The following is a 25,500-nucleotide window of genomic DNA, read 5'->3' on the forward strand; positions in this document are numbered from 1 at the left end:
TCCCTTTTTGCTTAATTGACGTCGTTCACGCCGTCTGCCATCTTACGAATCCGTGTTTGTAATTCCGAATAGATCCCTACCACACTCTGTTTGGATTCTTCCACCTCTAAGGCGATATCCTTCACCTGCATCTTGATCGTCTGTAGTTCTTCGTTGGCTGATTTGAGGATTTCATCCGCATCGAATTTCGCTCGTTCAATCGTGCGACTCCCTTGTTTTTGCGCATTCAAGAGGACTTCACCGATTTCCTGTTGGGACTTGAAGATTTCTGCTTCAAAGGCTTCCCGTTCCTGCTTCAAGGCCATTTCCTGTTCATGGAGCTCGAGTTTGCTTGAGGTGGATTCTTCTAAGCCTTTGATGCGAACCTTCAGTCGATTATTTTCCTGTTTTAGCTGGTTGTTCTCACTATGGATGATCTCGACCTCTTCATCGGTTCGTTCTTCTTCCAACTGGTCGTTGCGCAGCTTCAATTCTTCGTTCTCGTTATACAAGGCTTCTACTTGCCTTTTCAATTCAGCAATGGCTTCTTTTTCCGCCTGCATCTCATGTTTGGCTGTTTCATTTTCTTGTCGGATCTCCTCATTCAAGGCGATCACCTTTTGATTTTCTTCCTTCAATCGTTCTGTCGCTTCTATCATGGCCTGCCGCTCGCTTTCTACTTGCTCAAGTTTTTTTTTTAATTCCAGCACTTCTGGTTCGAGCTGCAGGACGTCGACCTCCAGTTCGTCGTTCTCTATTTCTAGTTTTCCCAGCCGATCCATCAGCTGTTTGTTTTCTCGTTTTAAGGCATCGACGGTTTCTAAGTGTTCCGCTGAAGGCTGATTCGAGTGATCCGCCGCCTTTCGCAAGGTTTGTTTCTCCATTTCCAACGTCTCAACTCGTAATGCCATTTCTCGATTTTGCTTTTTCAGTGCATCCAAGGTGTTCTTCATTTCTGAATCCTTCGTATCCTGAACAATTTCAAGCGCTGCTTTTTCTTCACGAGCGACCTTTAATTGTTTTTCCAGCTCTTCGATCCGTTTCTTATCTTCATCATTTTTCTCACCGAGATCCACTAGCGCATCAGGGACATCATTGATATCTCCGATAATATTCTTGCTAAAAAATCCTTCGCGTTTTTTCTTTTTCTCCATTGAACTACTCACCGTTCCCTTCATTTTCTTTTGAAATTAATTGAAATTGCGCGTCCCCATTTTCTCGCTGGTACGAGCATTGATAATCTTCCTTTTCCTCGCCCTCTTTAAAGGCTGCTTGAAAATTGATTTGGGTCAATTGATTGATTCCTTCTGCTTCCTTGACCAAAGCAGTGATATTGTCCAGAACCAATTTCTTATTGTGCTTCGCTCCTGGGTTGCTGGCAAAGGCGATCGTTAGCTTCTGAGAAGAAACCTCCACCATTGTCAACGCCGTTGTTGAGCCGAAATAAGGAGCCATCGACTGGGAAAGCTCGCCTTCTATGGAAGCTTGCTGCTCCTTGCCTTTCTCGCCGAAGACCTCTTCCCAGTTATAATCAGCAATCCCGATCCCCTTTTGCGGATAGGATTGAATGACTGACTGATTGATAATATCTTCCTGCTGCTGCGTCAGCTTGACCGTCTCTTCTTCGGCTTTTGCTAGTCGCTTCATGGCTGCCTGATTATCACTCGACAGCTGAAAAATGACAAAGACCATCAAGATCAGACACACGGTCAGACTCGCACTTATAATAAGCAGCCAAGTAGAATGCTTGGCTACGATTTTTTGTTGAATATAGGAAAATTTTCGTTGAAACGAAATCGACTCTGGATTGGTCTTTTTGGCATAATTCAATTGATCCTGCAGATAGATTCTCGACAGGATGATGGCGATATTAATCACTAATAGCACCAGAATAATCCCTATGAAATAAATAATTGCCACGGCATTCTTCCTCTCTTAACTGATCGTGTCGATTCGTTGCAGCGGGTATAAGCGAAGCTGGATCTTTCCTTCGATCAACGAACGGGAAACAAAACCAAAGCTGCGACTATCATTGGAGACATCCAAATGATCCCCTAATAAAAAATAATTATCCTTAGGGATTTCTTTCAGCTGCCTCAATTTGTCAGCGGTCTGTTTACTCAGCTTCACCTGATAGGTCGTTGTTAAGTCTCCTGCTTCATTTAGGTTAAGAATCATTGTTTGGTTCGCCACGATGATCCGGTCTCCCGGCATTCCGATGACCCGCTTCACATAAAGATCGGACTCCCCACCTAAGGAGAATCCCACCACATCATAACGTTCGATTGTACTCTGTGTATTGACCACGACATGATCCCCGTCGTGAAGCTTTTCTTCCATTGATGTCCCGCTGACTGGATGAATCTTGAAATGACCGATCATCCATACAGCCAGCAGGACGAACAAAACGGGGATACTACATACGACAATTTTTTTCATTCCTGCTCATTCTCTTCTATTTCGGTGTCACATAAGCCACCGAATTGGATAAGGCTAAGTCATTCGGAATCACTCGATAAGATATCGTCGTTCCGCCATAGACATTGCCTTCTGAAATCAAAATTCCGTTCGGTCCGACGGCTTCGACAAAAGCGACATGCCCGTATCGTGGATCAGAACCGGCGACGCCCGGTCTAAAGGAGATCAGACGACCGACCTTTGGCTTCTGACTGACTTCATAGCCGAGGGCTTTTCCTTTGATTGCCCATTCACCGCCATTGCCCATAAAGTCATCGACCTGTTTGCCTAGCTGAGCCACACGATTGAAGGCATACCACGTACATTGACCGACTGGATATGAACCCGAGGTATTGTAGTTCACACCGTTGTAGTCCTCGTATTTCATAAGTTTGGCGTATTCCTCTGGGATCTCCCCCTTGCCTTTAATGAAGATGCCTGTTTCATTGCCGCCATTCAGCGGTGTTTCTGCCTGCACCTGCTGCTTATCGTATTGGGTCAAGTGATAGACTGAGATCAAGGAAGTCAGCTTGCGGTGATAGCTCGTATCCGTCGCATATTTTCCTGTTAATTTCTCTGAGGCTCGCAGGTAATTCTTCGCCTTTGATCGCCAGACATCTTGGTAATAATTCTCAGAACCACTGATCCCTCCACGAATCAGCTCGACATAATCCCCTAACGAAGCCGCATAATTTGGATACGCGCGGAAGGCAGATTGGATCGTGTACATATTGCCGCTGCCGCCATCTTCTTGCGTCGACATATTTACGGCATTGCCCTTGTAGCTGCCTTTGATCCCGAACAGATTGTAATAAGGCGCAACCGAGAGTCCACTCGTTCCTGAGCCGCTTTCCAAAATGGCTTGAGCGATCATGACTGAAGCGAAGACATCATACTCCTGCCCCAGCTTTTGCGCATCCTCCCCGATTGTTTCGACAAACTTCTGGGTCTGGGCACTTGCGGTGAAGTCCATAGAAGCCGGATATTCCTTCAATAGTCCTTGTCCATAGTCGGTCAGCTCCTTCGTCTCTTCCCGCAGCACTAGCCATTTTCCTTTGGCATCGCGATCAGAGGTTTGTTGGACGATCAGTCGTTCTTCGACTTCCTCCTCATCCTCACTCTCGTCCTCAGCAGCTGCTACTTTCTCGTCTGAGGAATCTTTTGTGGTTACTTCGGAAGCTTTCTCCTTAGACTCTGTGGTCTTTTTAGTTGCTTTCTTTGCTGCTTTCTTTTCTTTTGTACTGCTTGTCGTTTCTGTTTTCTCACTGGACTTGTGGGTTTCTTCGTCTTCTTCCTGCTCCTCGTCTGCTGTTTCCTTCACTGCCAAGAGGTAGCCGTCGCCAAGATAGATGCCCGCACAGATTTTTTCTTTGTCCTTTTCGAAATAAAGCACATCGCCTGCAACGAGCTGGTCGTCACCTTGTTCCAGTTCCGTCAGATTCGTCAAATCCTGTTGCAGGACACGCTGATAGATAGCCGAAGTAAAGCCTTCATTCGTTAAAGTTTCTTCTTGTTCTGTACTTAATTGCTTGATCGCTTCATAGATCAAGGCCGCTTGACGCTGATCCTTAAAGGAAGACAATAACGGCAATTCGAAGCCCTTCAGCTCAGAATCCGCAAAGTCAGTGGTTTGATACGCCTTGTCCAGTCCCAATGTTGCTGTACTAGACAGCCCACTGATGCCGGAATAGGCTGAACCTGTTGGCACCACCACCGTTGGCTCCGTTTCTGGAATGGATGGATCGGTACTGCTGGTCGGAGGTTCCGCCGTTGAGCTTTGGGTACTGCTGGAATGTGTCTGCGATGTATCCGTAGATAGATCACAGGTCACTTTTGTCGGCACGGTCGAGGAGCTGCTCTTCGTTGTTGACGTACTAGTGCTTGATGAAGAGCTGACGCTCGTCGTTGACGTCTTACTCGTTGTACTGGTTGAGCTGCTGCTCGAACTGCTCGTACTGGATTCCACTGATTCCTCAGAAGAAGAATCGGTGGTGTTTTCTGAAGAGCTGGACACTTCAGAAACAGACTCTTCCATCGAAACACTCGTTGAATTCTCAGGAATCACCGGAATCTCCTCAGAGTCATCTACCGCAGGAGTGGATTCTTGTGGCTCCTCGGCTGGTGCTGGTTCACTTGATGCCAGTGAGTCGACGCTGGTGACGGAAGTGTCGGTGGTTTGCTGCGGCGCATCGTCGGCTCTTAATTGTTGACCGGTCACTAATCGCAGGGTTATTCCCAGTAGCAGAATAACCGCTGCACTACCTAAGGCTTTCTTCATAAGTCTCTCCTTTTGTCTTTACATCTCCACGACCACTTCATCTGAGATCACTTGATCATAGAAATCATCCATTAATTTGTAGCCGACACCCCAGACGGTTTGGATAATATCTCCATAGATACCTTGTTCCGCCAGTTTGATTTTCATTTTATTGGTTAAGGTCGATAATTGTGTCAAGGTGGAATTACAAGGAGCTTTCCCCCATAACTTATAGCTCAGCTCTTCACGAGAAACCGTTGACCCATTGGCTTGGAAGAGGAGTGTCATTAATCGGCGCTCCTTATGCGTAAGGGTCAGGGTGCTGAATCGTTTTTGTTCATTGGAACGTCTAAGAGCGACGATGTTTGACGTGAGGGTTTTCTTATTCTTGCGACTCATCACATCATCGATAGATTCTCTTAATTCCTCTAGCGTATTGTGTGTCTTGATCCAGCTAAAGACGCCCTGCTTTTTCCAGTCCCGTTTCTCTTCTCCAGACAGGTCACTGTCTGTTTTTCGGATGATAAAGGCATGTGCTTCCTTGATCGCTGGCAGGAGCCAACTGAGTTCATTGTTACTGATGGTCTCGCTGACAAGAATAATTTCAAAGCTGCGTAATAAATTCAGATTCACTTCATCATAGAGACACTGCTCCAACACTCGTTTACTCACATACACTTCACAGTCCAGCTGCTGCAGCTGTTGTTCTAGCTCCTGTTCACTGATTAATGATTTGGTTAATATAAGAATATTTTTCATCTTTCCATTCCCCCTATTTGACTGCTTACTTTCCTATGAGCAGCCTCACTATGATTACATCTCGTCCAGTACCGGCTCGCGATAACTGACTTGATCATAAAATCCATCGGTTAGCTTATAGCCAAATCCCCAGACCGTGACGATCGTATCGCCGATAACGCCTTGATTCGCCAGCTTCAGACGCAGCCGATTGGTGATCGTCGACAACTGTGCCATAGTCGAGTTTGATTTTGGCTGGTTCCAGAGCGCGAGGCTTAAATGCTCTCTGGATAGGACGGTCCCATTGGCTTGATAGAGCAGGATCAGCAGCTTCCGTTCATTGGTGCTTAGGACAAATTTACTGAGCTCCTTTTCCTGCTTCCAATTCAGCGGCACGATATTGGTACCCGAGCTCAAGCGATGTCCTCGCACGCCCGTCTGATCGATCAACTCCCGCAGTTCCTCCAGCGAGTTCTCCTGATTGATCCAGTAGAAATTACTGTACTTCGACCAGCTCCTCTTCTCTTCTTCAGACAATGAAGCATCTGCCCGCCGGAAGATGAACGCATGAGAATCATTCAGCTCAGGAAGCAGCAGCGCCATTTCATTTTTACTAATGGTGTCACTCAATAGCACGATGTCGAAATGATTGACGAACCGTGAATGACCGTCACCGCTTAAGTATCTATCGAGAATATTTCGTGACGTGTATACTTCACAATCCAAGCATTGTAATTGCTGTTCCAGTGCCTGTTCACTCATGGGTGATTTGGTTAGCAGTAAGACACTTTTCATGAACGGCTCCCTCCTCCTTTTCTAAAAACTCTGACTATTATGAAAACGAGTAATCCCTGTCTGATCGCCTAATAGTCTATGTACTTATTCCATCTGCATCCCTCTGATTTCCTGAAGTGACAGCCATTGCCAAGGACTACCTGATTTGGTTAAAAGATAACTCGTATACTTTTTCAAGGCTTTCTGACTGATTCCCTTATTCAGGTGCGTCTGCTGATTACCAGCTAGAAAATGATTGCGATAATCTGCCCAATCAGTAAAAATAATCGGAAAATCCTTGAGCAGCTCTTCCATGGCTTGCAACGCTTCCGATTCTGATAGAAAACCAACATCCACCGAAGCCGTCAGCATATACCCTGAAACTGCAATTAATACGGCATAGAGCGCTCCCACTTCCGGCTGTTGAAAATAATCGACTCTTGTCAATTGCGCATCATCCATTAATTCATCAAAATAGTTCCAATTGGTCTCCGTCATTTCTTCCAATGAACGAAGGGCGGAATCACGATCCACCACCTGAAAATCCTTGTTCAAGGATTCCAACAACCGCTTCTTCTGTTCCTCACTCAACACCAAGCCCTCACCAAAGGTATGAAGATGAATCGGCAGATACTCGTCCTTCTCTTCAGTTTCCTTAAACAAGGTAAACCAATCACCAAAAGTAACGACACGAAAAGGCGCTGCGACTGAAATGAGCAATCGTTTCTCTAATGGAATAGACGATACATTTTCCTTAAACTTCTCTTGTTCTGATAAAGACTGTGCATCCTTTTCTTCTTGTTCTGCTTTGGCTTCGTTGTAGCCTTCCATATAGGTGTCTTTGATCCACTGTAAAAGTCCCATGCTCTTTTGTTCCTCTCATAAAAGTAAAGAGGTGAGTACATCTGCATGTAGTCACCTCTTAGCGACTTATTTGAAATAGTTCAATTGCTCCTGCCAATTTAGATACAACAGGATTGCGCAGACGATTGCTACGATAGCGATAAAGAGCAATCCACAATCTGCCAGCAGAACCGTTGATTTTGCCTCAACAACGAGACGAAGCCGACTGTCTTTAATGAAAAAGAGCAGAAAGCAAACCAAACTAACGACTGCAATAGCGATAAATACGCCTAACCATATTGGAATTGTCATGTGCCTTCCCTCCAACTTCTTCAACATTTTTACTACAGGTAATTTTGAAACTCGTCACTTATTATTTGTACCTAAGGTGTATCGTTCAGAGACCAAGTTAGTTTCGCTTGGAAGTTCGAACGTTCTTTCCCTGCATTCGCTGGTAAATCTAAGAACACCTTGTTAAATGGAATTCGTAATTGCCACGTTCCCTGTCCCGTATATGGCTGAGCGGAGACTAAGGTCTTGGCAGACTGTCCAGCGACGATCGTTTCACTACTCTTCACCGTACCCGGCGGATTCGCTGGCGCTGGATCAACCGCCTCATCTGGAGTATCCCGATCCTTGATCGCTTCGATCGACATATCCTCTAATCGCAAGGCTGTTCCATGACTATCCGGCATCCCTCGAGAATTATCATTCACATCGACAAAGCTAGACAACTGAGCCGTTAGACTCCAACCCGTACTCGTCGAACGATCATCTTTCACTCGTGTATAGAACCCATTCGTAACCACATTGGTATTGGTCTGATACAAATCAGGAGATAAACCAAATGATTGGGTCGTATTCGACATATCCTTGATTCCATAATCAAACCGAACCGGAACAGATAAGATACCCATTTCTTCGGAAGGTTTAGGTGTATAGGTTTGCTCACCGTCTTTTATCTGTATAGAATCCTTACTTTCATTGTCATGGGGACTACTCATGGTAGTATCTTCCCAATCTAGTTTTCCAGTAGCTTCAAGCCATTGTTCAACATTACCAGTCGCTGTTGTCTCAAAAGTGATTTCTTTTTTATCACCTGTTGCAAGATTTCCTAAACTAGTTGCCCCGTCAAGAGCAGTGTCACTTACTGATACTCCACCAACTTTTATACTTCCCGGTACTAAAGCTAATCTGGTAGGCAAACTCAATGTTGGCTTAACAGATTTTGCAGTTTCTTCAGTTAAGCTTTCTATATTCCATGTCCATGAAGTCTTTTTCCCAGACTCTATTTTCTTCTTATCTACTTTTAATTCATTTTTCAAATCACTAATAATATAAAACTCTATTTTCCCACTAAATCTTTTTCCACTTACTAAAGTCCCACCTTCTACAAGTTGATTCTGATCATAAGTGAAATTTAAATAGCGCTGATTCAGATCAACCCTTGATACATTTTTAATGAGAATCTTGTCTCCATCAATTGTAAATGTAGGTCCACCAGTAATGTTTCCATTTGTTGCAGATAAGCCTTTTTGAGCAGTGGTTTTCAGTATATCTATTACAGCCTCTCCATTTTTAATTTCTGGAACGGGAACTAAAATAGTCTGCGATGAAAAACCTAAACCCTTTATTGTGGAAATTCCGTTTGCACTTGTGATATCAACAATCCTATTTCCATCTGCAGCTAGATTATTCAAGTTGACACAATCAGAAACATCTATTGATTTAAGGTTCTGATTATAAACCATTAAATAATCTAATGAAATACAATTTTCAAGTAGTAACTCTTCCAATATTCCAACACCATATGTTCGATCAGTGTATAAAGTACACTGTTTTAATTTTGTACAATTACTTAGATCTAAATGTTTTAATTTTTGATTTCTCATAAGTAGAATTTCTATATTTGGTGGTGCTCTAAATTCTTGTAATGGCTGAAATTCAGTTGATACAAATTGAAGATTTATATTTTTACTCAAATCTAATCCTTCACCAGAAAAGGTTGGGCCTCCAATCATTGCAGGGGCGGGGATCATTAAGTGAAATAGATTAGTTGCGAACTCAATCCCCTTAAAAGCAGGTTGAAAATAATTCTTGTGAACTATATAGGTCAGCGTTTCCATATCTTCAAAACTTAATTCTCCTTCACTCTTCCCTCGCCCACTAAAATCTGGATTTGTAAAAAATTGTGTAGTCAATGAAGCTCCGCCTGGTGGATTAACTCCTCCATTTACGCTAGTTCTTAACTTTTGAGAAAAAGTCTTGTCTATTTCATAGGTATTTGGATCATCTGATCCATAGGCTCCTTCTATTAAAAAAGTAGCTCTTGGCTGTTTCTTCTTCTCTTTTTCTTTACTTGAATCCGTTGTTTCTATTGAAGAATCAGTACTTGATTCCTTTGTACTTCCATTAGTTGATTCTTTTTCTTTCTCTTCACTGCTTTCGGTGGTCTCTGTTTCTTTTATTAACTCTTCGGTGGTTTCTTCGGTTTTCTCTTCACTGTCTTCTGTTTCTGCTTGTTTTAATCGTTCTTGTGAGACTCGGATTGGATCGGCGGTTCGGGAAAGTATCGATGATTCTGCTGTTGGTACGTCTTCATACGTCTTCGCTTGAACCAATGAAGCAGGTGCTGTTAGACTTCCCAGCAAGAGAAGGAGAGCGGTTGTTTTACCTATTCTATTGATATTCATACCCCTCATCCTCCTCGTCTTCATCTTTAAATCTAATAAATAGAAACATCCAGAACACTCCGACTAAACAGAGCACACCAATCAGCTGCATAAACTTCGATTGGCCTTTCTCCCCTGTTTGCGGCAATCTTCCTGTAGGTTCGTAGCTTTTTGTACTTGTTAAAGGAAGAACATTGTCCGGTTCAGGGCGCGGCTTTACGGGTTCTGTCGGACTACTGCCGAAGCTGATACCAACATCTGTTTCTTCACTCGCCATAGCAACGGAAGAAAAACAAAGGCTTAATAAAACCACGATCACCACCCCTTTTATTCGGTTCACATCCCTCACTTCCTTTCTGGTTGCTGCCAACGGCGCTGACGATAGACAAGATACCCAACCAGAGCAATCAGTGCCGCTATTAAAGCTAACGCTGCCCATAGTACCCATTCAGGAACACGGATCTTATACACTGACTTATCATTGATCTTATCGACCGTTTCTCTTCCGATCGTAAATTCTTCATCCCATCGCCATGTTTTCCCATCGCCCTTCGCTACTCCATGAAAGACGTAGGTACCCGCTTTAAAATTCTCCATTCCTAGTGGAATATTAAAATCAAAATTCGAATTCGGTGCCACAGAGAAATTTTCCTGTTTGTGTTCATCAAGAACTGTCGTCTCACCTTTTCGAGTGATGTGTCCTTTGATCACCATTTCCTGAAGCACTTTTGGTTGATCGTTCTGAATCCGAGCCGCAATCACCTTGCGTCCATTGGATAAGTCTAGACGAACTTTTTTCAAGTGAAGATCCGCTCCGTGATTGAACTCTTCCTCGTCATCTTCGGTTAACATCAATGCAATCACGTACGCATATTCAGAAACCAAGCCCTCTTTCTTCTTATCTGCTTTGTCTTCTTTTTTGACAAAGCGGACAGAGCCAAGCTTTACACCGGTAAAAGGATCATTCGGCGGAGTGATTTCAAACTCCACGATTTTTTCCTCTTTATTGGCGACAGTAATCTCTTTCATATCATCCTTCACTTTTACAAAACTCGTGATGGGATTTTTGAGACTCTTATCCAGCTTTGGTTCACTTTGCGCATAGTCAATCGCTCCAACAGAGCTGCTGACGGCATCATGGACGGCGATCTTAACAGTGACAGGATCTTTCTGTATACTTCGAACCTTGACTTGAATCGTTTGCGGTTTGTTTGGCTCAATATTTAAGTAGAAGTAAGTCTTGGTCGTATCCACCTGATTGTCTGGTCGAACACTTTCCACCGTAAAACCAGCAGGACTTTGACCATTTTCCTTTTCCTTAGAATCCGCCGCAAAGCTGTATTGTGGGAATAAGAAACATCCAATGATGGTCAGTAGCATAATTTTTCTGATGAGTTTGTCATATCGTTTTGCCATGGCGTCCTCCTACTATAAAGGGAGCGAGGAGACTCACTCCCGCTCCCTTTAAATGATTTCTATTGATTAAAGTGTGTCATCTAATGACCAAGTAACAGTACCTGTGTAAGTCTTATTATCCAAGGCTTTTCCACCTAAAACATTCAGCTTAATATCTGACATTTCAACAGCTGATTTTCCTTTGAAAGAAGTAGTTCCCGCACCATCATCATTCATTACTGTTGTTGCTGCTGCTCCAGGAGTCAATGAAGCTGTTGCTGGTACAACCGCTGTACGAGTACCAGCTGGAATAACCGAAGTAGGGTCTTCAGGAGCTTTATCTCCAGAATATCCCATTAAAGTAGTATTGAATTTCAGTGTTGCACCTGATAAAGTATTTGCTCCATCTTTCAGATCACTTAATTTTGCAGTAAGTATCCATTTGTCTGCGTTACTCTCTGCACGGGCGTCACTAACAACAACATATTTTTTTGCAGCACCTTTTGCAGTATAATCAACTGCATTTACAGCATCTGGCGTGTGTCCACTACCAAAATCAAATGATTTAGGCAACCATGCAATTTGTAATTCCCCACCAGGAGGGTTCACGTGTTCACCAAATCCAATCCCTACTGTTGTATCTTCCTTTTGAACTTCTGCTGCTAACGCTGTTCCTCCAGATAAACAAATGCCTAATACACTTGCACTAGCCAATAAGCCAGCAACCAATTTCTTTTTACTCATTTCTTTCTCTCTCCTTTTTTGTTTGTTTTTATTTATATCTAACCTGATTACTCAGGGTGATACCTTGGTAAAATAATATGTCTGTGTTATAGTTTTTTATTGTAAATAAGTCTATTTTTTCCTATTCCTTTATAGAATAGGAAACCTCCTCACTGCCTTGGTATTGAGGCTTTTTTGCTTCAATTGACGATTCATCGACTAGTCTCAGAAAAAATGGGATTTTATTTACCCTATTTTTGAGATCGCTTCTCGCTTGTCTCGAATGAAACTATCTGTATAGATATCTAAGGTCATCTTTACTGATTTATGACCTAACAATGAACTGACTGTCGTTACAGGAACATCTTTTTCAATGCAACGAGTCGCAAAAGTATGACGTAAAGCATGGAATGGTAAATCAGAAACCTGTGCTATCCTTTTTATTCGTTTAAAATGATTTCTAATGGTTCGTGGATCAGCTGGTCCTTCTTTACTCGAAAAGACGAATTCAGAGCAGCTTTTTGTCTGTAATTCTAATAATTGCTCCACCAGCTCCTCACTCAATGGAACTACTCGATGGGAGAGGTCTGTTTTTGGTGGTACGATAACGATTCTGGATTGCTTTTCTTGATTCTTCATTTTTATCCTTTGCGCATTGTGTCTCACGTATAAGATCTTCCTGTTCCAGTCAATGTCTGACCATTGGAGACCTGCTATTTCTCCGATCCTTAGTCCTGTTCGAAGGGCGAATAGAATTGGCAGGTCTTTTTCGTCATTGACTGCCTGAATGATTCGTTCTTGCTCTTCGGCAGTAAACGCCTTTAATTGGGGTTTATTTTCGGATGGAAATATGACCAGTCTTAATGGATTACTTATAATAATTTCCTTATTCACCGCATCATTCAAACAAGTTCTTAGCACTCGAAATACTGCTTTTAAAGAAGATGGGCTTAATTTATTCGCTAACTCGTTAACGGCTTGTTGTAGTTCTTTGGTCGTTAGTTCTTTTAGAGGAATGTCTCCTATTATGGGTAATAGATGATTCTTCATTTTGCTTTCATAACTAATATAGGTGTTGGGTTTTACTCTTTTTTCTTGTAATGATAGCCACCCTAATGCCCAACCTTCTAAGGTAATCGATTGGCTATTGCTCTTTCGACGATTTAGATAATTTTCTTTATAGTGCATTTTGTATAGAAAGAGTTTTTCTTTTACTTCATGAAAGCTTTTACTATATATGTATCCATAGTGAAGCTTTCCGTTACTCTGACGCCCTTTTATATAGCGACCTTCCCATCGACCATCTTTTCGTCGATAAATATTTTCTCCCGTTCGGCTCATATACATCCTCCTACTGCTTACAAATTGACGGCTTTTCTGACGTTTTTCAGAAAAGAGGGATTTGAGACGAAAATTTGATATTTTCGAATGAAATCGTACAAATTTATTTTTCTGTTAAGGAGAACTATCCTTTATGATTAAAAAAATAAAAGTTTTTGATTAAAGGATTGACAATTATAGTCGCTCTAAACTAAAATAAACATGTAATCGTCAATTTGTATTTTTATTTTGTAAATAATTGATTACTGTTTCCTATTCTATAAAGGAATAGGAACTTTTTTTGTCTTTCCTTAACTAGAATATACAGTTATTTTTATCTCAATTTTTGGTTTTTTCCCCAATGTATGAAATGTTTTCCTGAAGTCATTTTTTTTAATAATGTTTAACGTTCAGGATTCCTGAGCGTACAAAAAAGATCGCTCTCAAGTTGAACTTAAGAGCGATCTTTTGATTTGTTGCTAATTTAGGCTGTTCCTTTTTTCTCGCGTAAGACTTTTCGCTTTCGATGGGCAACAGGTATGGCTAATTGATTCTGCATATAAACTGTTGAAAAATTCGTTTCGATCCTATCGATTCTATCGCAATTGATAAGAAAGCTTCGATGGGGGCGAAAGAATGCTTGGGGTAGTTCTCGTTCTAATTGATCCAATGTCTTTTGTAAAATCGTCGTTTTTTCATTATGGGAATAAAGAATCAGCTTATGATCCGGTATTGCTTCAAAGGCAATCAGTTCATCCACAAAGAAATTCGTGAGTCCAGAGAAGGTAAATAATTCAATGACCTGCTTCTCTCGATTATTTTGATCAGTGGTTAGCTGCTTCTCGACTGCCTTTAAGCAATCCGTTAAACGCGTACGCCAATCCCCTGGACCATTCTTCTCAATATAGTCGATCGCTTTCACATGGTATTGAAAGGATAAATAGGATAGTTCAAGATGACTGGTTAAATAAATCAAATAACCGTTCGGGTCTTTCTCCCGAACCTTCTGCCCCAATTGAAAGCCATTCATAGGGCTCGTATCTTTTAAATCAACATCAAATAAATAGATATTCGGTTCCTCATCTACCACCAGCTGATTCAAGATATCCTCAGGAAATACTGATGCCGCTGCTAGCTGCATATGCCATTTAGAAAAAGACATGAAGTAACTCACATGACGTTTGATCTCTGTTAAATGCTGCTGATTATCTTCACAAATATAGATTCGTACCAAGTTTATCCTCCTTCTCCCATCGATGAAAAACTAAATAAAACCGTGTTCTCTGTTTGTTTACAGTCTAAATTAAACCCTCGATTTTCCTTGATTAATGATTTGACGATATTCAGTCCATTGCCATGCCCTGCTCCTTTATCACTTTTGAGTGATCCAGCATGATAGTGTTCTAGAAATTGCGTATTTTGTGTCTCAATTTCAATTAAGCTCAAAATCTGATGATCGCCAACCTGAATGAATGCTAAGCGAACCTTCGATTGAGGATACTTTTTACTTTCTTCTAAGGCATTGTCCAATAGTATTCCTAAAATTCTGATGATCGAAATCAATCGTTTCTTTGGATAATCAATGGATTCATTGATTTCTAAATGAAATCGAACATCAAATTCCTTCGCTCGCATGATCTTGTCCAACACTAATCCTAAAATCTCTGGATTCTTTAGATGTGTCAATTTACCATTCGGAATATTGGTGATTTGGCGCATATCAAACTCTTTGCTGATTTCCTGATAGTATTTTTGAAGTGATTGCTGATCAATGTCCTCTTGATAGATATAGATCCCTAAAGAAGTCAGTACATTTCCGATATCGTGCCTTAGTTGCCGTGTTTCCTTATTGACGGATTCAATCGTCTCCACATACTTTTTCATCTCTGCTTCACGACTGTTTTGTAATCGAATAATTTCATGGTCTTGATGCTTCTTGACAATCAGCTGTATGACAATGAACATGGGAATAAAGGTAATCAAAACGAATAAAACTATGTACATTACCTTATAATCCATATTCCAATATAGTAAATGCACTTTGCTCGATAGACTGTCCATAAAGTTTGTGGCAAGATGTCCTTTGGCTAGAACAATTTTTAATCCTTCAGGTTTAAAAGAGAAGATCAAAATATCTTTCACATTCAAGAAAAGATGATATGAAAGATACACACCGCCTATTAGATAGAATAGTCTCCAGCTTTGCGGAATTCTATCTCTAAAAAATGGATAGATCATTTTAAACAACAGGATACCCAAAAGTAAAAATCCATAGAATAAAATGAATGAGCCAACAGAGAACCATTCATATACGAGAAAAGACATATATTGAACGAATTCAAACCAGACCATCATGAAGAAACCTAAAAAAAGCAGAAAGAATTGAAACGCCATTTCTCTGCCATTGGTATAGTAATCAAAGATGGCATGGACGCATATGGTCATAAACAGGATCAGCACGCAATTCACAATCCTCATCGAACTAAACAAACGATCTAGAAAATCCATATACAAAAGGAAATAGATTAAGAAAAAGGCAAACATGCTGGCGATAAATTTCCAATTGAGCTTTTCTTTATAAAAATACGCCATTGGAAGATAAATCATTAGCTGTAATACAAGAAGATTAACGACTAAAAAAATAAAATTAGTCAGATGATAAACAAAATTATTTCCACTAATAAATATCAAAGATTTTTCTCCTAACACCATTTATCTCTATCAATTCTATAACATCTGAAGATAAATGATTAGAGTTATTTTATATTTATTTTATTTTCATATAATTTAAACGTTAAAAATCTACTTTAAGCACCAGAAAAACTTATGAAAATCCTATATACCTCAACATATAGTAAAAAACGGAACGAAATTAATGCCGTCGTTTCCACGTTAATTATTTTTCGATCAAAATAAAAAAATAATTGTTTTTCTATCGATCCCATATCATAGTTCCACTCAGTTATAGGACATTTCCGTTATGTTTTTTATTATTTATAACACTCACACTCATATTTTCTTATGCTATACTAGTTTTTACAATCATTCTATTTTTAAATTGATTCTATTTTTTTTGACAATTGAGGAGGAGTTTTTTTATGGAGAAGCAAACGCCAACTGAGTATCTAGATGATAAACAATGGTCACCTTTATGGGAACACTTTTTAAGCCGAGCGACACTTTTCGAACCATCGACGATTCACGAAATCAGCTGCATCCTGCCGCTGCCTGGACGAACGGGTGTCTTAGTCTTTGCAGAAAGTAACATCTATTTTAGTCCTACCACTGCTCTAAAAACCCTGTATCATTTCTCTTCTTTCCATTCATTTTCCGATTATCACGTACTAGCCAGCTCGCTAAAGCAGCTCGGTCAGTTCGGCAAGTATAAAATGCCATGGGTCTGCCCATTCTTTACCCTCTTTCCCCTTACCAAAAAAGATAAATCGATCTGGATCAATCCGCTCAAAATTTCTAAACTCGTAGATGATAGTGAAAATACCTATGCCCAAATGAGTAATGGGCTATGCCTGCTGATGCCGATCGGTCGCCGTCCTGTGCTGAAGCGAGCGGAGATGGCTTGTTTGATCTTAGCCACCATTCGTCGCGGTGTGTTTCATTATGTTCTTCAAGGAGAAACGCCAGTCGATTTCTTATACCTTCCTGCCACACCTTTCGCGAAAACCCTGAGTAATCGAACCTGTCTACAATCGTTCCGAACAGCCATTGGTCAAATCAATCGGCTTTATCAAATCACGTACTCCCTCCACCACTGCGAACCGTTGATTTATGATGCGCAGGAGATTCATCGGATTGATTGGATATGAGGTTGGGGTATAGCGCCTTAATTGAGTACGCGTGATCCATGACGACTGAAAGATAAAAACACCTGCGATTTTCGATCGCAGGTGTTGGTTTATGCTATTTCTACAATTAGGACTTATTAAAACCAGTTTCTGATTTTAACATTTTTCTTTTAGATTAGAGATCAAAATATATTTTGATAGGTTAAGTGTAATTAAGTATGGATCAAGCATTTTTCAAACTCATTGCACGATATTTTTCAATAACCGTTTCTAAAGCATCTGCAATTTCCATGTTCCCTGCCACGTATTCTTCAACTAACTTCATCGTATCATTCGAAGGTTCTGCAGCATCTAAAGTTGAATAACTCAAAGCAACATTACGAAGCTTTTCACGCTCGATTTTCGTTGTATTTTTCACCGAGTATTTATAATCAGACATTTATTGTCAACTCCTTTTAGAATGCTTAATGGGACAATTATATCACGCTTTTAGACTTTCTACTCGCGGTTAAAATTGATGTAGAGAAAAGTTAAAATCATCATACATGATTAATATAAAGATTCTTGTTAATATTTTATCCATCAACGCATTGATTGGATATAAGGTTGGGGGCGCTTAGTAATGAGGGTTTTTGAGGTTTGAGTGTAGCAAAAAAGCAAGCTTTTTGGGCTTGCTTTTTTTAATGAAACAAACAACAGAAAAAGCAAAAAAAAACCTTACCTGTATTATAATTCAGAAATGATTTTCTGCCGATAGTTTTGTATAAAAAGACTCGGCATTTCCTGCTGAGCCTAATGTAGGGCGAACGATGGGAATCCCCCCCCGAGCGCCGGAGCCACAATCCGGTGAATCAACCACCTTCCCACGATCGCCATGGTGCTATTTAATTTCAAACAAAAAACTAAGATGAAATAACATCTTAGTTTTTTATGTCGGCGGTCGAGATCGAATCGGCACAACCGTGAGGGCACTTGATTTTGAGTTGGACTAAACCAGTTCATTTTAACTTAAAATAGCATTAAATCAACGTTTTCGAGCTGCTAAAAATGATTAAATACGCTAAAAATTGATAGATTGATCCCTGAATAGTCCACTATATGAGGCTTTCAGAATTTGGTATATTCGAAACGTTAATTATTTTTATTTGTTTTATTAACTAAAGACATAGCTCGTTGTGATATAACTATCAAAGGTAAAATTTTATCATTTGTTATATCCAAAGCTTCCTCCTTAGGAATTCTCCTAGGGCTATGCGTGAAGGTATTCAGTTTAGTAGCAAGAACCTGTTGCTTGGCACCGTCGTGGAATTCACTTTTTATTACATCGAGCTGGCTATTGAAAGATTTGGCTCCCCCTAAAAGGGACTCTAATTCATTTTTCTCATTAAGAGAAAGAGTAGTGTCTTTTCGATTAATTAATTTTTTTAAATCATCAATCATAATCTTAACATTTTCACCAAGTCCTCCACCTAATAAAAGCTTTCTACTTACTATATAACATTTAGTTTGATCTTCTAGAATTGTCCGTAAAGCCATTACATAAATCAAATAATGATTTTCATACTTTAGGCTAGTTACTTGCTTAATTAATTCATTATAATTAATGGTGATTTTTTCGTTAGCTGACAAATTGAGAATGCTAGAATGTCTAAAGAATTCTGTTTTTCCAGATGTCATATCAATATAAGCATCCGCTATTTCTTTCTTTTGCTTTTCCAGTCTTTTTTCTTCCTTGCTAATCTCATTTTCTCTAGATTTTAAATCTTCTTCCTTCTTTTTTATCTCTTCCATTCTTTTCTTTTCTATCAATGCTCTTTTTTCATTTTCAGCGTTTAGTCTTTTTTCTTCTTCCTGTTCCTTTTTTCTCCTCTCAATTTCTCTCAATCTCTTTTCTTCTTCTTCTTCTTTTCTTCTCTTTATCTCTTCCTCTCTTGCTTTTTTCTCACTCTCGTTTTTAAGGTTTTCTAATATACAATCATAAATATTGTTTTTTAAATAATTCAGAAAACTTTGAAATAAAGCAACAAATTCAAAGGTCGCCTCTCCGTCCTCAATCAAGCCCTCTCTGTTAGTTTTATCTCTCAAATGAGGGTTTTTATCGTGAGTAATTGAAATGAACCCAACAGTTTGATCATTAGAAAGAAACTCACCTATACGATTTACCCCTCTTAATGCATCAATTCCTAACCAATCATTTTTAGGTTCTCCATAAGGATAAACCCTCGCATTATCTCTATACAGATATATTCTATGTTTATCAACCAAGTTTTTTTCTTCAGTTGTCAAACGAAATTCTTCCAGATATGGTCTTTTATAAAAAGTGAAGATATAAAATTCATACTCAAACGGTCCACATGTTAAGTCTTCTACCTCAAATCCCTCGATTTCTTCTTTGAAATACCTTCTATATGTTTTTGAATTAAACTCTTTACTTTCAATATTCACTGTATGCGATAAACCGTTTACATAAAAATTGAAAGTTCCAGTTTTATCGTTGAATGTACCATTGGTAACAGATAATAGGCACTTTTTATCACATAAATCTAAGAATTTTTCTAAATCATCTTTGAATATATTTTGATGATTCGTCTCTTTTCCATTGAGATAGAATGAAACTCCGAACTTCTCAAAATAGTGTGAAACATCCCTACTTGCCTTCCAATCATGAATAATACTAGAAATTGGTTCTAATCTCGCAAGGTCATCATATATATCGTTTACTTTCCTTGTTCCCCATTTCCCATTCAAATTGGAAAGCTTTAAGATGGTTCCATTTTTATTGTTCAAATACTGTTGAATATTTTCAGTATCACAGGATTTCTCTTCGTATACAATTTGTAAATCAGAAAGCAAGTTGGATCCAGTGTCAGTATTCAGATAATCATCATCATATTTAGATAAGTCCAAATTAGCATAATTCCAGTTATCTTCTGATTCAGTTTTTGTAAAAAGTTCAACAGAACGTGCTAACTTAAGCATAGCATACCTGCCGATTCCTTTTTCTCCTTGGTAAACTCTCCCCAATTTAGTTTTATTTCCAGAAATTTTTTTTCTTTTCTTATTTGCAGTTCCTGGGCTCAACCAATTATTAATTATTTCATCTTTAGTCATTCCTTCTCCGTTATCAATTATATAAATTTCAGATTTTTCATCAAATTCATACTTATTTCCGAAATTCTCAAAGAAAACTTTCACTGTGGTGGCATCAGCATCATAAGAATTTTTTACTAATTCAATAAGTGCAGTTTTCTCATCTTTTATTAAATCTTCACCTAACATCTTTAGTAATCTTAATTCTGGAGCTATATTCAAAGTTTCCGTCATTCCTATTTCCTCCCAACAACAATAAACTCCTCAGAGTAAACTTTTTTCCCATTTTTATCCTTACTAAATTTCCCGTTCTTATCACGATATGGCGTCAAAATTTTATTAGAAATTTTCCTTCTTGTTACATTTATCTCTCTAAATCCGTTCTCCTGCATTGCTAGAGCAAGATGTTCAGCGTTTTTAATCCTAACCCCTCTATATTCAGTGTTGCCAATAACAAAAAGAGCCATTCCATCATTTTTAATCAGATTAAAAGCCTTCTCTACTATTTTCTCCATATCAGAATAATATTTTTTTATTGCTTTAGTTCTAGATTTGGAATCTTTATTGTATTTCAGTTGGCTCAGTATCTCTTCGCCTATTATATTTAAACTGCCTTTTTCATCAATTTTTTTCTCATAAACACTTCCAATTGTATCTTTTCTATAAACACGATAGTCATCCGTAAATTTCAGCCATAATAATGATAATTGATGAAGATCTGCATATTCATATGATGTTACATATGGAGGACTTGTTACTAATAAATCGACTTTTTCTACTTGATCAATCTTTAATGAGTCCAATACTTCAATTTTTACACTAGCTCTGGCGTTAATTTTAGAATCATGATTTGCACTATACATCTTAGTAAATTGTTTTTTAAAATAGTACAATACGCTTTTGGTAATCTTGCTCTTGTCGATAGTTGGTTTTATAGATTTAGTTAACCACCTAGATGTAGCCTTTAAGATATTAGAAAAGGCGCATAAGAAAAAATCTTCATAGTCTTTATCATTTTTACATACTTTCTCAATAGCTGATAGCATTCTATACAACTCACAAACTCTCTCAGGTTCAAACCAATACATTATTCTGTCGTTAACACTATTTTCATTAAGTGAACAATTTGAACTATCTTCATATAGAACAAGTATCCTTTCGTAATACTTAATAAGTTTTTCTGAACTCAATTTCTTACTTTTCACTCGAGCGATTAAAGCTGCAACAGGGTTCACATCACATCCCCAGAAATCAAACCCATATTTAGCAGATTCATAGGCTACAGTCCCACAACCACAGAAAAGATCGCCTACAGTTTCAATATGGATATTTTTTTCCTGAGCATATTCAATTGCTTTAGTCGTTATGAATGAAGGAAATTTTGCAGGATAGGTGTGAATTTGATGCATTTTATCTTCTTTCTTTTCACCAAAATTCCAATACTCATCAACTCGAACATTATCAAAACTTCTTGTTCCCAAACTTATACTTTCCATTCTTTTCTCCTATTTTAATAAATTTTGTTATTTACTAATTATTATACAATTGACATATTTCAAGTACAACTTATATTTTCATGCTATCTTAAAATCGGATCTAATATACTCGAAGTCAGTATTATTAAAAATATTCATACATGAATAAAAATATTAATTTAACTATAACTCCTCAACTCTATATTCCATATACCTTTCATAAAAATCTCTTGATCATCCACTTTAACAGTTAATGCGTCTTTTAATAAATATCGAATCTCAAGATCGTTCACCAGACTACATTTCATTGCAGAAAGATAGGTTGTGATTTCAATCGATAATAAGGATTTAAGTAGCATTAGTTCATTAACGTACATCTTTGAATATTCCAAAGAATTATGGGAAAAACATGCCTATAATCTTTCCGTCATAAAAATACAAATGCCAGATACGTTGCTTTTTAGAATTGTTATCCCTTTGATAATAATAGACATAGCAATCAATACCTGTTCCTTTTTCTAATAATTTGAATGAATCTTCCATCACCTTTTCCGATCCATAAAAATTCTCATATAAGTTAGGAAATTCAATATCCCATCGATCCGTTGAAGTATCCGCATCGCATTGTTGAGCCTCTATAACTTCTTCTGAGTCTCTGATTACCTTATCCGGTTTTCCAAGCCTCATTTCTACTTCCTGTTTTTCCATTCCATATTTAACAATGCGAAAATCGTCTTCCCTCAATTGTTCTTTTGAGCTATAGCACCCTACTAAGGATAACAATATAACGAGGAGTATGATATGAATATAACTTTTTCTACTTACCTTTTTCTGAGTAGTCATCGCCTTCAATATCCACCTTATCCCGATTCTCATATGATCTGGTTTTTAGAATCCTTCTGAGCTTTTGCTGTTGAACATTTTTGCTTGTAATACTCCCAAGCTATATCCACATTACTCACTTAATGAACTAGCTTTATCTACCGGCTTATACTTCTTCAAGAATTCCTCTGTAGAATTTGGAATATCCTTTTTTGATCGTACTAGTGGATATTCAACATATCCATTACTTGAATTACGGCGATAAATCCATTGTTTCTCTTTTTTCTCAATGCTGCCTGTTTCAAAATCAATCAAATTTGGTTTCGTAATAGTATATATTTCATCATATCTATTTTTTTTCAACCCTTCCTCATCTTCAAAAAATATTCTTGTATCTATAACTGACTTACCTAGATAAAACTTTTCATTATTTTTTGAGTACTTACCTTCGATGAAAATGATATCGTAAGTTTCCCCATCACCAAAACTGTCTTCAGGTGATTTTGTACTAGGCATTGCTAAATAATTCTCTCCATCAATGAACTTAATATATCCTGATTTGTTTCCTTCTTCTGAGAAAGTATAAACTTCCCCATATACAATTTCAGTAATTTCTCTGTTCATAATTTCATTTTTTTTATTTTCTTTTTTTGTCACTAAGAAATACCAAAAAGTAATAGAAGCCAGTGCTACGATAGTTATTAGCAAAATTGGAAACATCCCGCTTTTTCTCTTCAATTATTTCCCTCCAGAATACTGTTCCCTCTTCAATATTCTAATTTCATCTTCAAATTTTTTCTTCCTATCATTACTGAGTTCTTCAACTGATTTTTTATCTGTTGAAGAATCATCATTTGAGGAATCTTTGAATTGATTTTTATCTGGTGCTAAATATTTGAGTCCTCCATTTTCAACAGTTTGCTTCCTCCAGTCAGGGTCTACTTTTCCAATATTTACATCAAGTCTACCATGGACCGATTTTGGATCATTCTTGTTCTTAGAATCATAATCATTTCTATTTGCATAATTAAAACTCGCGCCATTCACAATGCCGTTTTGGCTAGATCCTTCTGGATCAATGATATTTTGAAATCTACCTTTTCCATTCAATATGAACTCAGTGTTAAAATCAACCACAACTTTTATGTTTCCTTCTTCATATCCATCAGGCCAATCACCTTGACCTTCATTAGCTTTTTTGTGATGTAGCCTATCCGACTCCCATAAATTATAGTCTTTACATCCACTTAAAAATTGAGCTAGTTTCTCTTGATCGGTAGCCCCTTTAAAGTTATCACGCACATATTGTGCTTGTTGAGCGGAAACAACATATCGCAGATTATTGATTTGTTTTCCGAAATCTCCTGTCAATAAACTAGGCTCTGGGAAAGCTTTTTGTACTTCATTTGCCAAATCTCGCCAGAAAGCATTATCGGGGGCTAAGTTTTTATCAAATCGACTTAACAAATCTGCTACTGCCTTTGGATCATTCGGTAAAGTAGTAGTTACTTGTACTATTTTCAAAAGTACGTTTAATTTTCGCTCGGCATCAATTTGACTTGTTCCACTATCCCAAGCATTCCACATCTTGATAAATAGATCAGAACCCGCAAGTCGTGTCTGACCATACAACTCCACTACCTTTTTCATTGCTTCTGCTGCGGTTAGGTTTCTTGTTTGTTGATTTGCTGCCTTGAAGTACTCCTTGATCGCTGACTTATCCCAACCGTCTTCTACTCGTAAATCTTTTTCTTGAGCGCGTAGTTTCGTTAGATAGACTTGATATTCTTTATCTGACATTTCCTTCGGGCGTTCTATTGCGTATTTTTTTTCGAATGCCTTATTCTCAATCGTTTCAGTCCATGACATATCCTTAGGCATACTAAACGTTCCGCTACTCCCATTCCAACAAGTAGCTGCTTGGGCTGCTCCCGTATTCACTGCTGATTCTAGTGCAGAGATCTCTGAAAAGATTGATGGTGAAGAAGCATGAAATGCTTTCAGTTTTTTCAATTTCTTGTCTAATTTCTTCTTTGCTTTTTCTTGCCCATCTTTGACGTTCTTGATTGACTTCAATACTATTTTTTTCGCGGGCTCTGGCAAAGAACTGCTTGAAATATCTCTCATAATGGAATTCGCTGTATCAATCCCTTTTTGATACTGTTGAATCTGTTCTTCTAACTCGGATGATTTCAAGTCCCCACTATCGACTTGCGATTGGTAGTCATCTGGAAACTTCTGACACGCTTTTGCGGTTGCCTCCGCTAAAAGCATCCCGCCTTTGGCTAATGGGGATAAGACAGCTGAGAAATATTGCTTCGCTGAATCATATGTTTTCCCCTGCAATTCACCACTGCTCATGACAAATTGATTAATCGCCTGTTGCAGCTGTCGGTAGCCTTGGATTTGTTTTTGACACATCGCTTTTACACTGCTCGCCTGTGCTCGCGAACTGCTGACATACATATCAATGCTCATTGGGTTTCTCCTTGCTATGGATCATCTTTTTCTCTTTGATTAATGTTTGTTCTTGCTCTTCCAGCAATTGTTGCGTCCGTTTGATTTCTCGTTTTTCTTCTCCTAGTGCTTCCATTGTTTTTCCAGCATCACGGGAAAAGAAGGAATACAATTCATCGAAATCACGACCGCCATCGTTCTTTCGAAACGTTTCTCTTGTCTTTTGTAATAGCTGTTGGGTTTGCCGAAAATAGCTGCCAATCCCGTCGTTCAAGCGATCTACTGACCGTTGGCGTTCATACAGCTCTTCTTGCTTTTTTGTGAGGCTTTTTTGTTCACGTTTAATTTCGTCTAAGCGTTGTTCACTCATTAGATTTTCTTCCTTGTAAATAGTTCTTTTCCTGCTTGGTCGATCGCTTCAAAGTTCTTCGCCACGCTGTTAATATTGCTTGAAGCGCTGTTGACCGCTGCCATCACCTTTTTTACGCCATTGATGGTTGACTTCACCGCATTTTGGGCCGATGTATTTCCTGCGACGGTTGTTTGCGAATCACTTGTCGGTACACCGCCAGAGGTCAGGCTGTCTGCCGCACTTTTTAGCGCGCTCGCTCGTTGTTGCGCCACGCCTAGATTACTTTTTACTGCCATTTCCTTATTTTCTCATTTTGAAAAAAGCACCAGCACACGATGTACTG

Annotated in this window: 24 protein-coding genes; 1 reads left to right on the forward strand and 23 read right to left on the reverse strand. The window is 38.8% G+C overall.

Features of this window, described 5'->3' with window-relative positions:
• Positions 1-11 precede the first annotated feature (11 nt).
• The 15 genes from IGI67_RS04945 to IGI67_RS05015 all read right to left on the reverse strand — a co-directional run bounded on the left by IGI67_RS04945 (position 12) and on the right by IGI67_RS05015 (position 15,849).
• A complete protein-coding gene (locus IGI67_RS04945; RefSeq protein ID WP_429956950.1) occupies positions 12-1,133 on the reverse strand; it encodes a hypothetical protein in 1,122 nt (373 codons plus the stop codon).
• Between the two features lie 4 nt (positions 1,134-1,137).
• On the reverse strand, positions 1,138-1,899 hold the full coding sequence (locus IGI67_RS04950; protein WP_429956951.1) for a hypothetical protein: 762 nt from the start codon (positions 1,897-1,899) through the stop codon (positions 1,138-1,140).
• 15 nt (positions 1,900-1,914) lie between these two features.
• Positions 1,915-2,418, reverse strand: a complete 504-nt coding sequence (lepB, locus tag IGI67_RS04955; protein WP_429956952.1) for a signal peptidase I — start codon at positions 2,416-2,418, stop codon at positions 1,915-1,917.
• Between the two features lie 16 nt (positions 2,419-2,434).
• Positions 2,435-4,714 (reverse strand): glucosaminidase domain-containing protein, encoded by a 2,280-nt coding sequence (locus tag IGI67_RS04960; protein WP_429956953.1) that lies wholly within the window; start codon positions 4,712-4,714, stop codon positions 2,435-2,437.
• Between the two features lie 18 nt (positions 4,715-4,732).
• Entirely contained in the window at positions 4,733-5,452 is a 720-nt protein-coding gene (locus tag IGI67_RS04965; protein WP_429956954.1) for a winged helix-turn-helix domain-containing protein, read from the reverse strand.
• 54 nt (positions 5,453-5,506) lie between these two features.
• A complete protein-coding gene (locus tag IGI67_RS04970; protein WP_429956955.1) occupies positions 5,507-6,226 on the reverse strand; it encodes a winged helix-turn-helix domain-containing protein in 720 nt (239 codons plus the stop codon).
• Between the two features lie 84 nt (positions 6,227-6,310).
• A complete protein-coding gene (locus IGI67_RS04975) occupies positions 6,311-7,069 on the reverse strand; it encodes a DUF1266 domain-containing protein (protein WP_429956956.1) in 759 nt (252 codons plus the stop codon).
• A gap of 66 nt (positions 7,070-7,135) precedes the next feature.
• Entirely contained in the window at positions 7,136-7,360 is a 225-nt protein-coding gene (locus tag IGI67_RS04980; RefSeq protein ID WP_429956957.1) for a hypothetical protein, read from the reverse strand.
• A 71-nt stretch (positions 7,361-7,431) separates the two neighbouring features.
• Entirely contained in the window at positions 7,432-9,741 is a 2,310-nt protein-coding gene (locus IGI67_RS04985; RefSeq protein ID WP_429956958.1) for a WxL domain-containing protein, read from the reverse strand.
• Positions 9,728-10,060, reverse strand: a complete 333-nt coding sequence (locus IGI67_RS04990; RefSeq protein ID WP_429956959.1) for an LPXTG cell wall anchor domain-containing protein — start codon at positions 10,058-10,060, stop codon at positions 9,728-9,730. The genes IGI67_RS04985 and IGI67_RS04990 overlap by 14 nt, the downstream gene beginning before the upstream one ends.
• 5 nt (positions 10,061-10,065) lie before the next feature.
• Positions 10,066-11,136 carry a DUF916 and DUF3324 domain-containing protein gene (locus IGI67_RS04995; protein ID WP_429956960.1) on the reverse strand — a complete coding sequence of 357 codons (1,071 nt, stop codon included), beginning with the start codon at positions 11,134-11,136 and terminating at the stop codon, positions 10,066-10,068.
• Between the two features lie 66 nt (positions 11,137-11,202).
• Complete coding sequence (locus IGI67_RS05000; RefSeq protein ID WP_429956961.1) at positions 11,203-11,859, reverse strand: WxL domain-containing protein; 657 nt, start codon at positions 11,857-11,859, stop codon at positions 11,203-11,205.
• A gap of 225 nt (positions 11,860-12,084) precedes the next feature.
• Positions 12,085-13,179: a tyrosine-type recombinase/integrase gene (locus tag IGI67_RS05005; protein WP_429956962.1), complete on the reverse strand. Its 1,095-nt coding sequence runs from the start codon at positions 13,177-13,179 to the stop codon at positions 12,085-12,087.
• Between the two features lie 463 nt (positions 13,180-13,642).
• On the reverse strand, positions 13,643-14,392 hold the full coding sequence (locus IGI67_RS05010) for a LytR/AlgR family response regulator transcription factor (RefSeq protein ID WP_429956963.1): 750 nt from the start codon (positions 14,390-14,392) through the stop codon (positions 13,643-13,645).
• Between the two features lie 2 nt (positions 14,393-14,394).
• Positions 14,395-15,849, reverse strand: a complete 1,455-nt coding sequence (locus IGI67_RS05015; protein ID WP_429956964.1) for a GHKL domain-containing protein — start codon at positions 15,847-15,849, stop codon at positions 14,395-14,397.
• A 407-nt stretch (positions 15,850-16,256) separates the two neighbouring features.
• Here IGI67_RS05015 and IGI67_RS05020 point away from each other — a divergent pair, with 407 nt between their 5' ends.
• Positions 16,257-16,982: a hypothetical protein gene (locus tag IGI67_RS05020; RefSeq protein WP_429956965.1), complete on the forward strand. Its 726-nt coding sequence runs from the start codon at positions 16,257-16,259 to the stop codon at positions 16,980-16,982.
• A gap of 202 nt (positions 16,983-17,184) precedes the next feature.
• Here IGI67_RS05020 and IGI67_RS05025 read toward each other — a convergent pair whose 3' ends face one another.
• From IGI67_RS05025 to IGI67_RS05060, 8 genes are all read right to left on the reverse strand, one after another.
• On the reverse strand, positions 17,185-17,400 hold the full coding sequence (locus tag IGI67_RS05025; RefSeq protein WP_429956966.1) for a hypothetical protein: 216 nt from the start codon (positions 17,398-17,400) through the stop codon (positions 17,185-17,187).
• A gap of 692 nt (positions 17,401-18,092) precedes the next feature.
• A complete protein-coding gene (locus tag IGI67_RS05030; RefSeq protein ID WP_429956967.1) occupies positions 18,093-20,285 on the reverse strand; it encodes an ATP-binding protein in 2,193 nt (730 codons plus the stop codon).
• Positions 20,286-20,287: 2 nt separating this feature from the next.
• On the reverse strand, positions 20,288-21,547 hold the full coding sequence (locus tag IGI67_RS05035) for a methyltransferase (RefSeq protein ID WP_429956968.1): 1,260 nt from the start codon (positions 21,545-21,547) through the stop codon (positions 20,288-20,290).
• Between the two features lie 375 nt (positions 21,548-21,922).
• Positions 21,923-22,369, reverse strand: coding sequence for a hypothetical protein (locus IGI67_RS05040; protein ID WP_429956969.1), 447 nt, complete (start codon positions 22,367-22,369; stop codon positions 21,923-21,925).
• A gap of 111 nt (positions 22,370-22,480) precedes the next feature.
• On the reverse strand, positions 22,481-23,086 hold the full coding sequence (locus IGI67_RS05045; protein ID WP_429956970.1) for a hypothetical protein: 606 nt from the start codon (positions 23,084-23,086) through the stop codon (positions 22,481-22,483).
• Entirely contained in the window at positions 23,087-24,826 is a 1,740-nt protein-coding gene (locus tag IGI67_RS05050) for a DUF3114 domain-containing protein (RefSeq protein ID WP_429956971.1), read from the reverse strand.
• Positions 24,816-25,175 (reverse strand): DUF3958 family protein, encoded by a 360-nt coding sequence (locus tag IGI67_RS05055; protein ID WP_429956972.1) that lies wholly within the window; start codon positions 25,173-25,175, stop codon positions 24,816-24,818. The genes IGI67_RS05050 and IGI67_RS05055 overlap by 11 nt, the downstream gene beginning before the upstream one ends.
• Positions 25,175-25,453 carry a TIGR04197 family type VII secretion effector gene (locus tag IGI67_RS05060; RefSeq protein ID WP_429956973.1) on the reverse strand — a complete coding sequence of 93 codons (279 nt, stop codon included), beginning with the start codon at positions 25,451-25,453 and terminating at the stop codon, positions 25,175-25,177. Before IGI67_RS05060 ends, IGI67_RS05055 begins: the two co-directional genes overlap by 1 nt.
• Positions 25,454-25,500: the final 47 nt, after the last annotated feature.

Source organism: Enterococcus sp. AZ196 (assembly GCF_050498845.1).
Taxonomy (GTDB): Bacteria; Bacillota; Bacilli; order Lactobacillales; family Enterococcaceae; genus Enterococcus_A; species Enterococcus_A murrayae.

Excerpts from the sequence above, each read along its gene's own strand:
- IGI67_RS04945 (WP_429956950.1), bottom strand. The coding sequence starts at position 1,133 with ATGGAGAAAAAGAAAAAACGCGAAGGATTTTTTAGCAAGAATATTATC.
- lepB (WP_429956952.1), bottom strand. The coding sequence starts at position 2,418 with ATGAAAAAAATTGTCGTATGTAGTATCCCCGTTTTGTTCGTCCTGCTG.
- IGI67_RS04960 (WP_429956953.1), bottom strand. The coding sequence starts at position 4,714 with ATGAAGAAAGCCTTAGGTAGTGCAGCGGTTATTCTGCTACTGGGAATA.
- IGI67_RS04965 (WP_429956954.1), bottom strand. The coding sequence starts at position 5,452 with ATGAAAAATATTCTTATATTAACCAAATCATTAATCAGTGAACAGGAG.
- IGI67_RS04970 (WP_429956955.1), bottom strand. The coding sequence starts at position 6,226 with ATGAAAAGTGTCTTACTGCTAACCAAATCACCCATGAGTGAACAGGCA.
- IGI67_RS04975 (WP_429956956.1), bottom strand. The coding sequence starts at position 7,069 with ATGGGACTTTTACAGTGGATCAAAGACACCTATATGGAAGGCTACAAC.
- IGI67_RS04980 (WP_429956957.1), bottom strand. The coding sequence starts at position 7,360 with ATGACAATTCCAATATGGTTAGGCGTATTTATCGCTATTGCAGTCGTT.
- IGI67_RS04985 (WP_429956958.1), bottom strand. The coding sequence starts at position 9,741 with ATGAATATCAATAGAATAGGTAAAACAACCGCTCTCCTTCTCTTGCTG.
- IGI67_RS04995 (WP_429956960.1), bottom strand. The coding sequence starts at position 11,136 with ATGGCAAAACGATATGACAAACTCATCAGAAAAATTATGCTACTGACC.
- IGI67_RS05000 (WP_429956961.1), bottom strand. The coding sequence starts at position 11,859 with ATGAGTAAAAAGAAATTGGTTGCTGGCTTATTGGCTAGTGCAAGTGTA.
- IGI67_RS05005 (WP_429956962.1), bottom strand. The coding sequence starts at position 13,179 with ATGAGCCGAACGGGAGAAAATATTTATCGACGAAAAGATGGTCGATGG.
- IGI67_RS05020 (WP_429956965.1), top strand. The coding sequence starts at position 16,257 with ATGGAGAAGCAAACGCCAACTGAGTATCTAGATGATAAACAATGGTCA.
- IGI67_RS05025 (WP_429956966.1), bottom strand. The coding sequence starts at position 17,400 with ATGTCTGATTATAAATACTCGGTGAAAAATACAACGAAAATCGAGCGT.
- IGI67_RS05030 (WP_429956967.1), bottom strand. The coding sequence starts at position 20,285 with ATGACGGAAACTTTGAATATAGCTCCAGAATTAAGATTACTAAAGATG.
- IGI67_RS05035 (WP_429956968.1), bottom strand. The coding sequence starts at position 21,547 with ATGGAAAGTATAAGTTTGGGAACAAGAAGTTTTGATAATGTTCGAGTT.
- IGI67_RS05040 (WP_429956969.1), bottom strand. The coding sequence starts at position 22,369 with ATGACTACTCAGAAAAAGGTAAGTAGAAAAAGTTATATTCATATCATA.
- IGI67_RS05050 (WP_429956971.1), bottom strand. The coding sequence starts at position 24,826 with ATGAGCATTGATATGTATGTCAGCAGTTCGCGAGCACAGGCGAGCAGT.
- IGI67_RS05055 (WP_429956972.1), bottom strand. The coding sequence starts at position 25,175 with ATGAGTGAACAACGCTTAGACGAAATTAAACGTGAACAAAAAAGCCTC.
- IGI67_RS05060 (WP_429956973.1), bottom strand. The coding sequence starts at position 25,453 with ATGGCAGTAAAAAGTAATCTAGGCGTGGCGCAACAACGAGCGAGCGCG.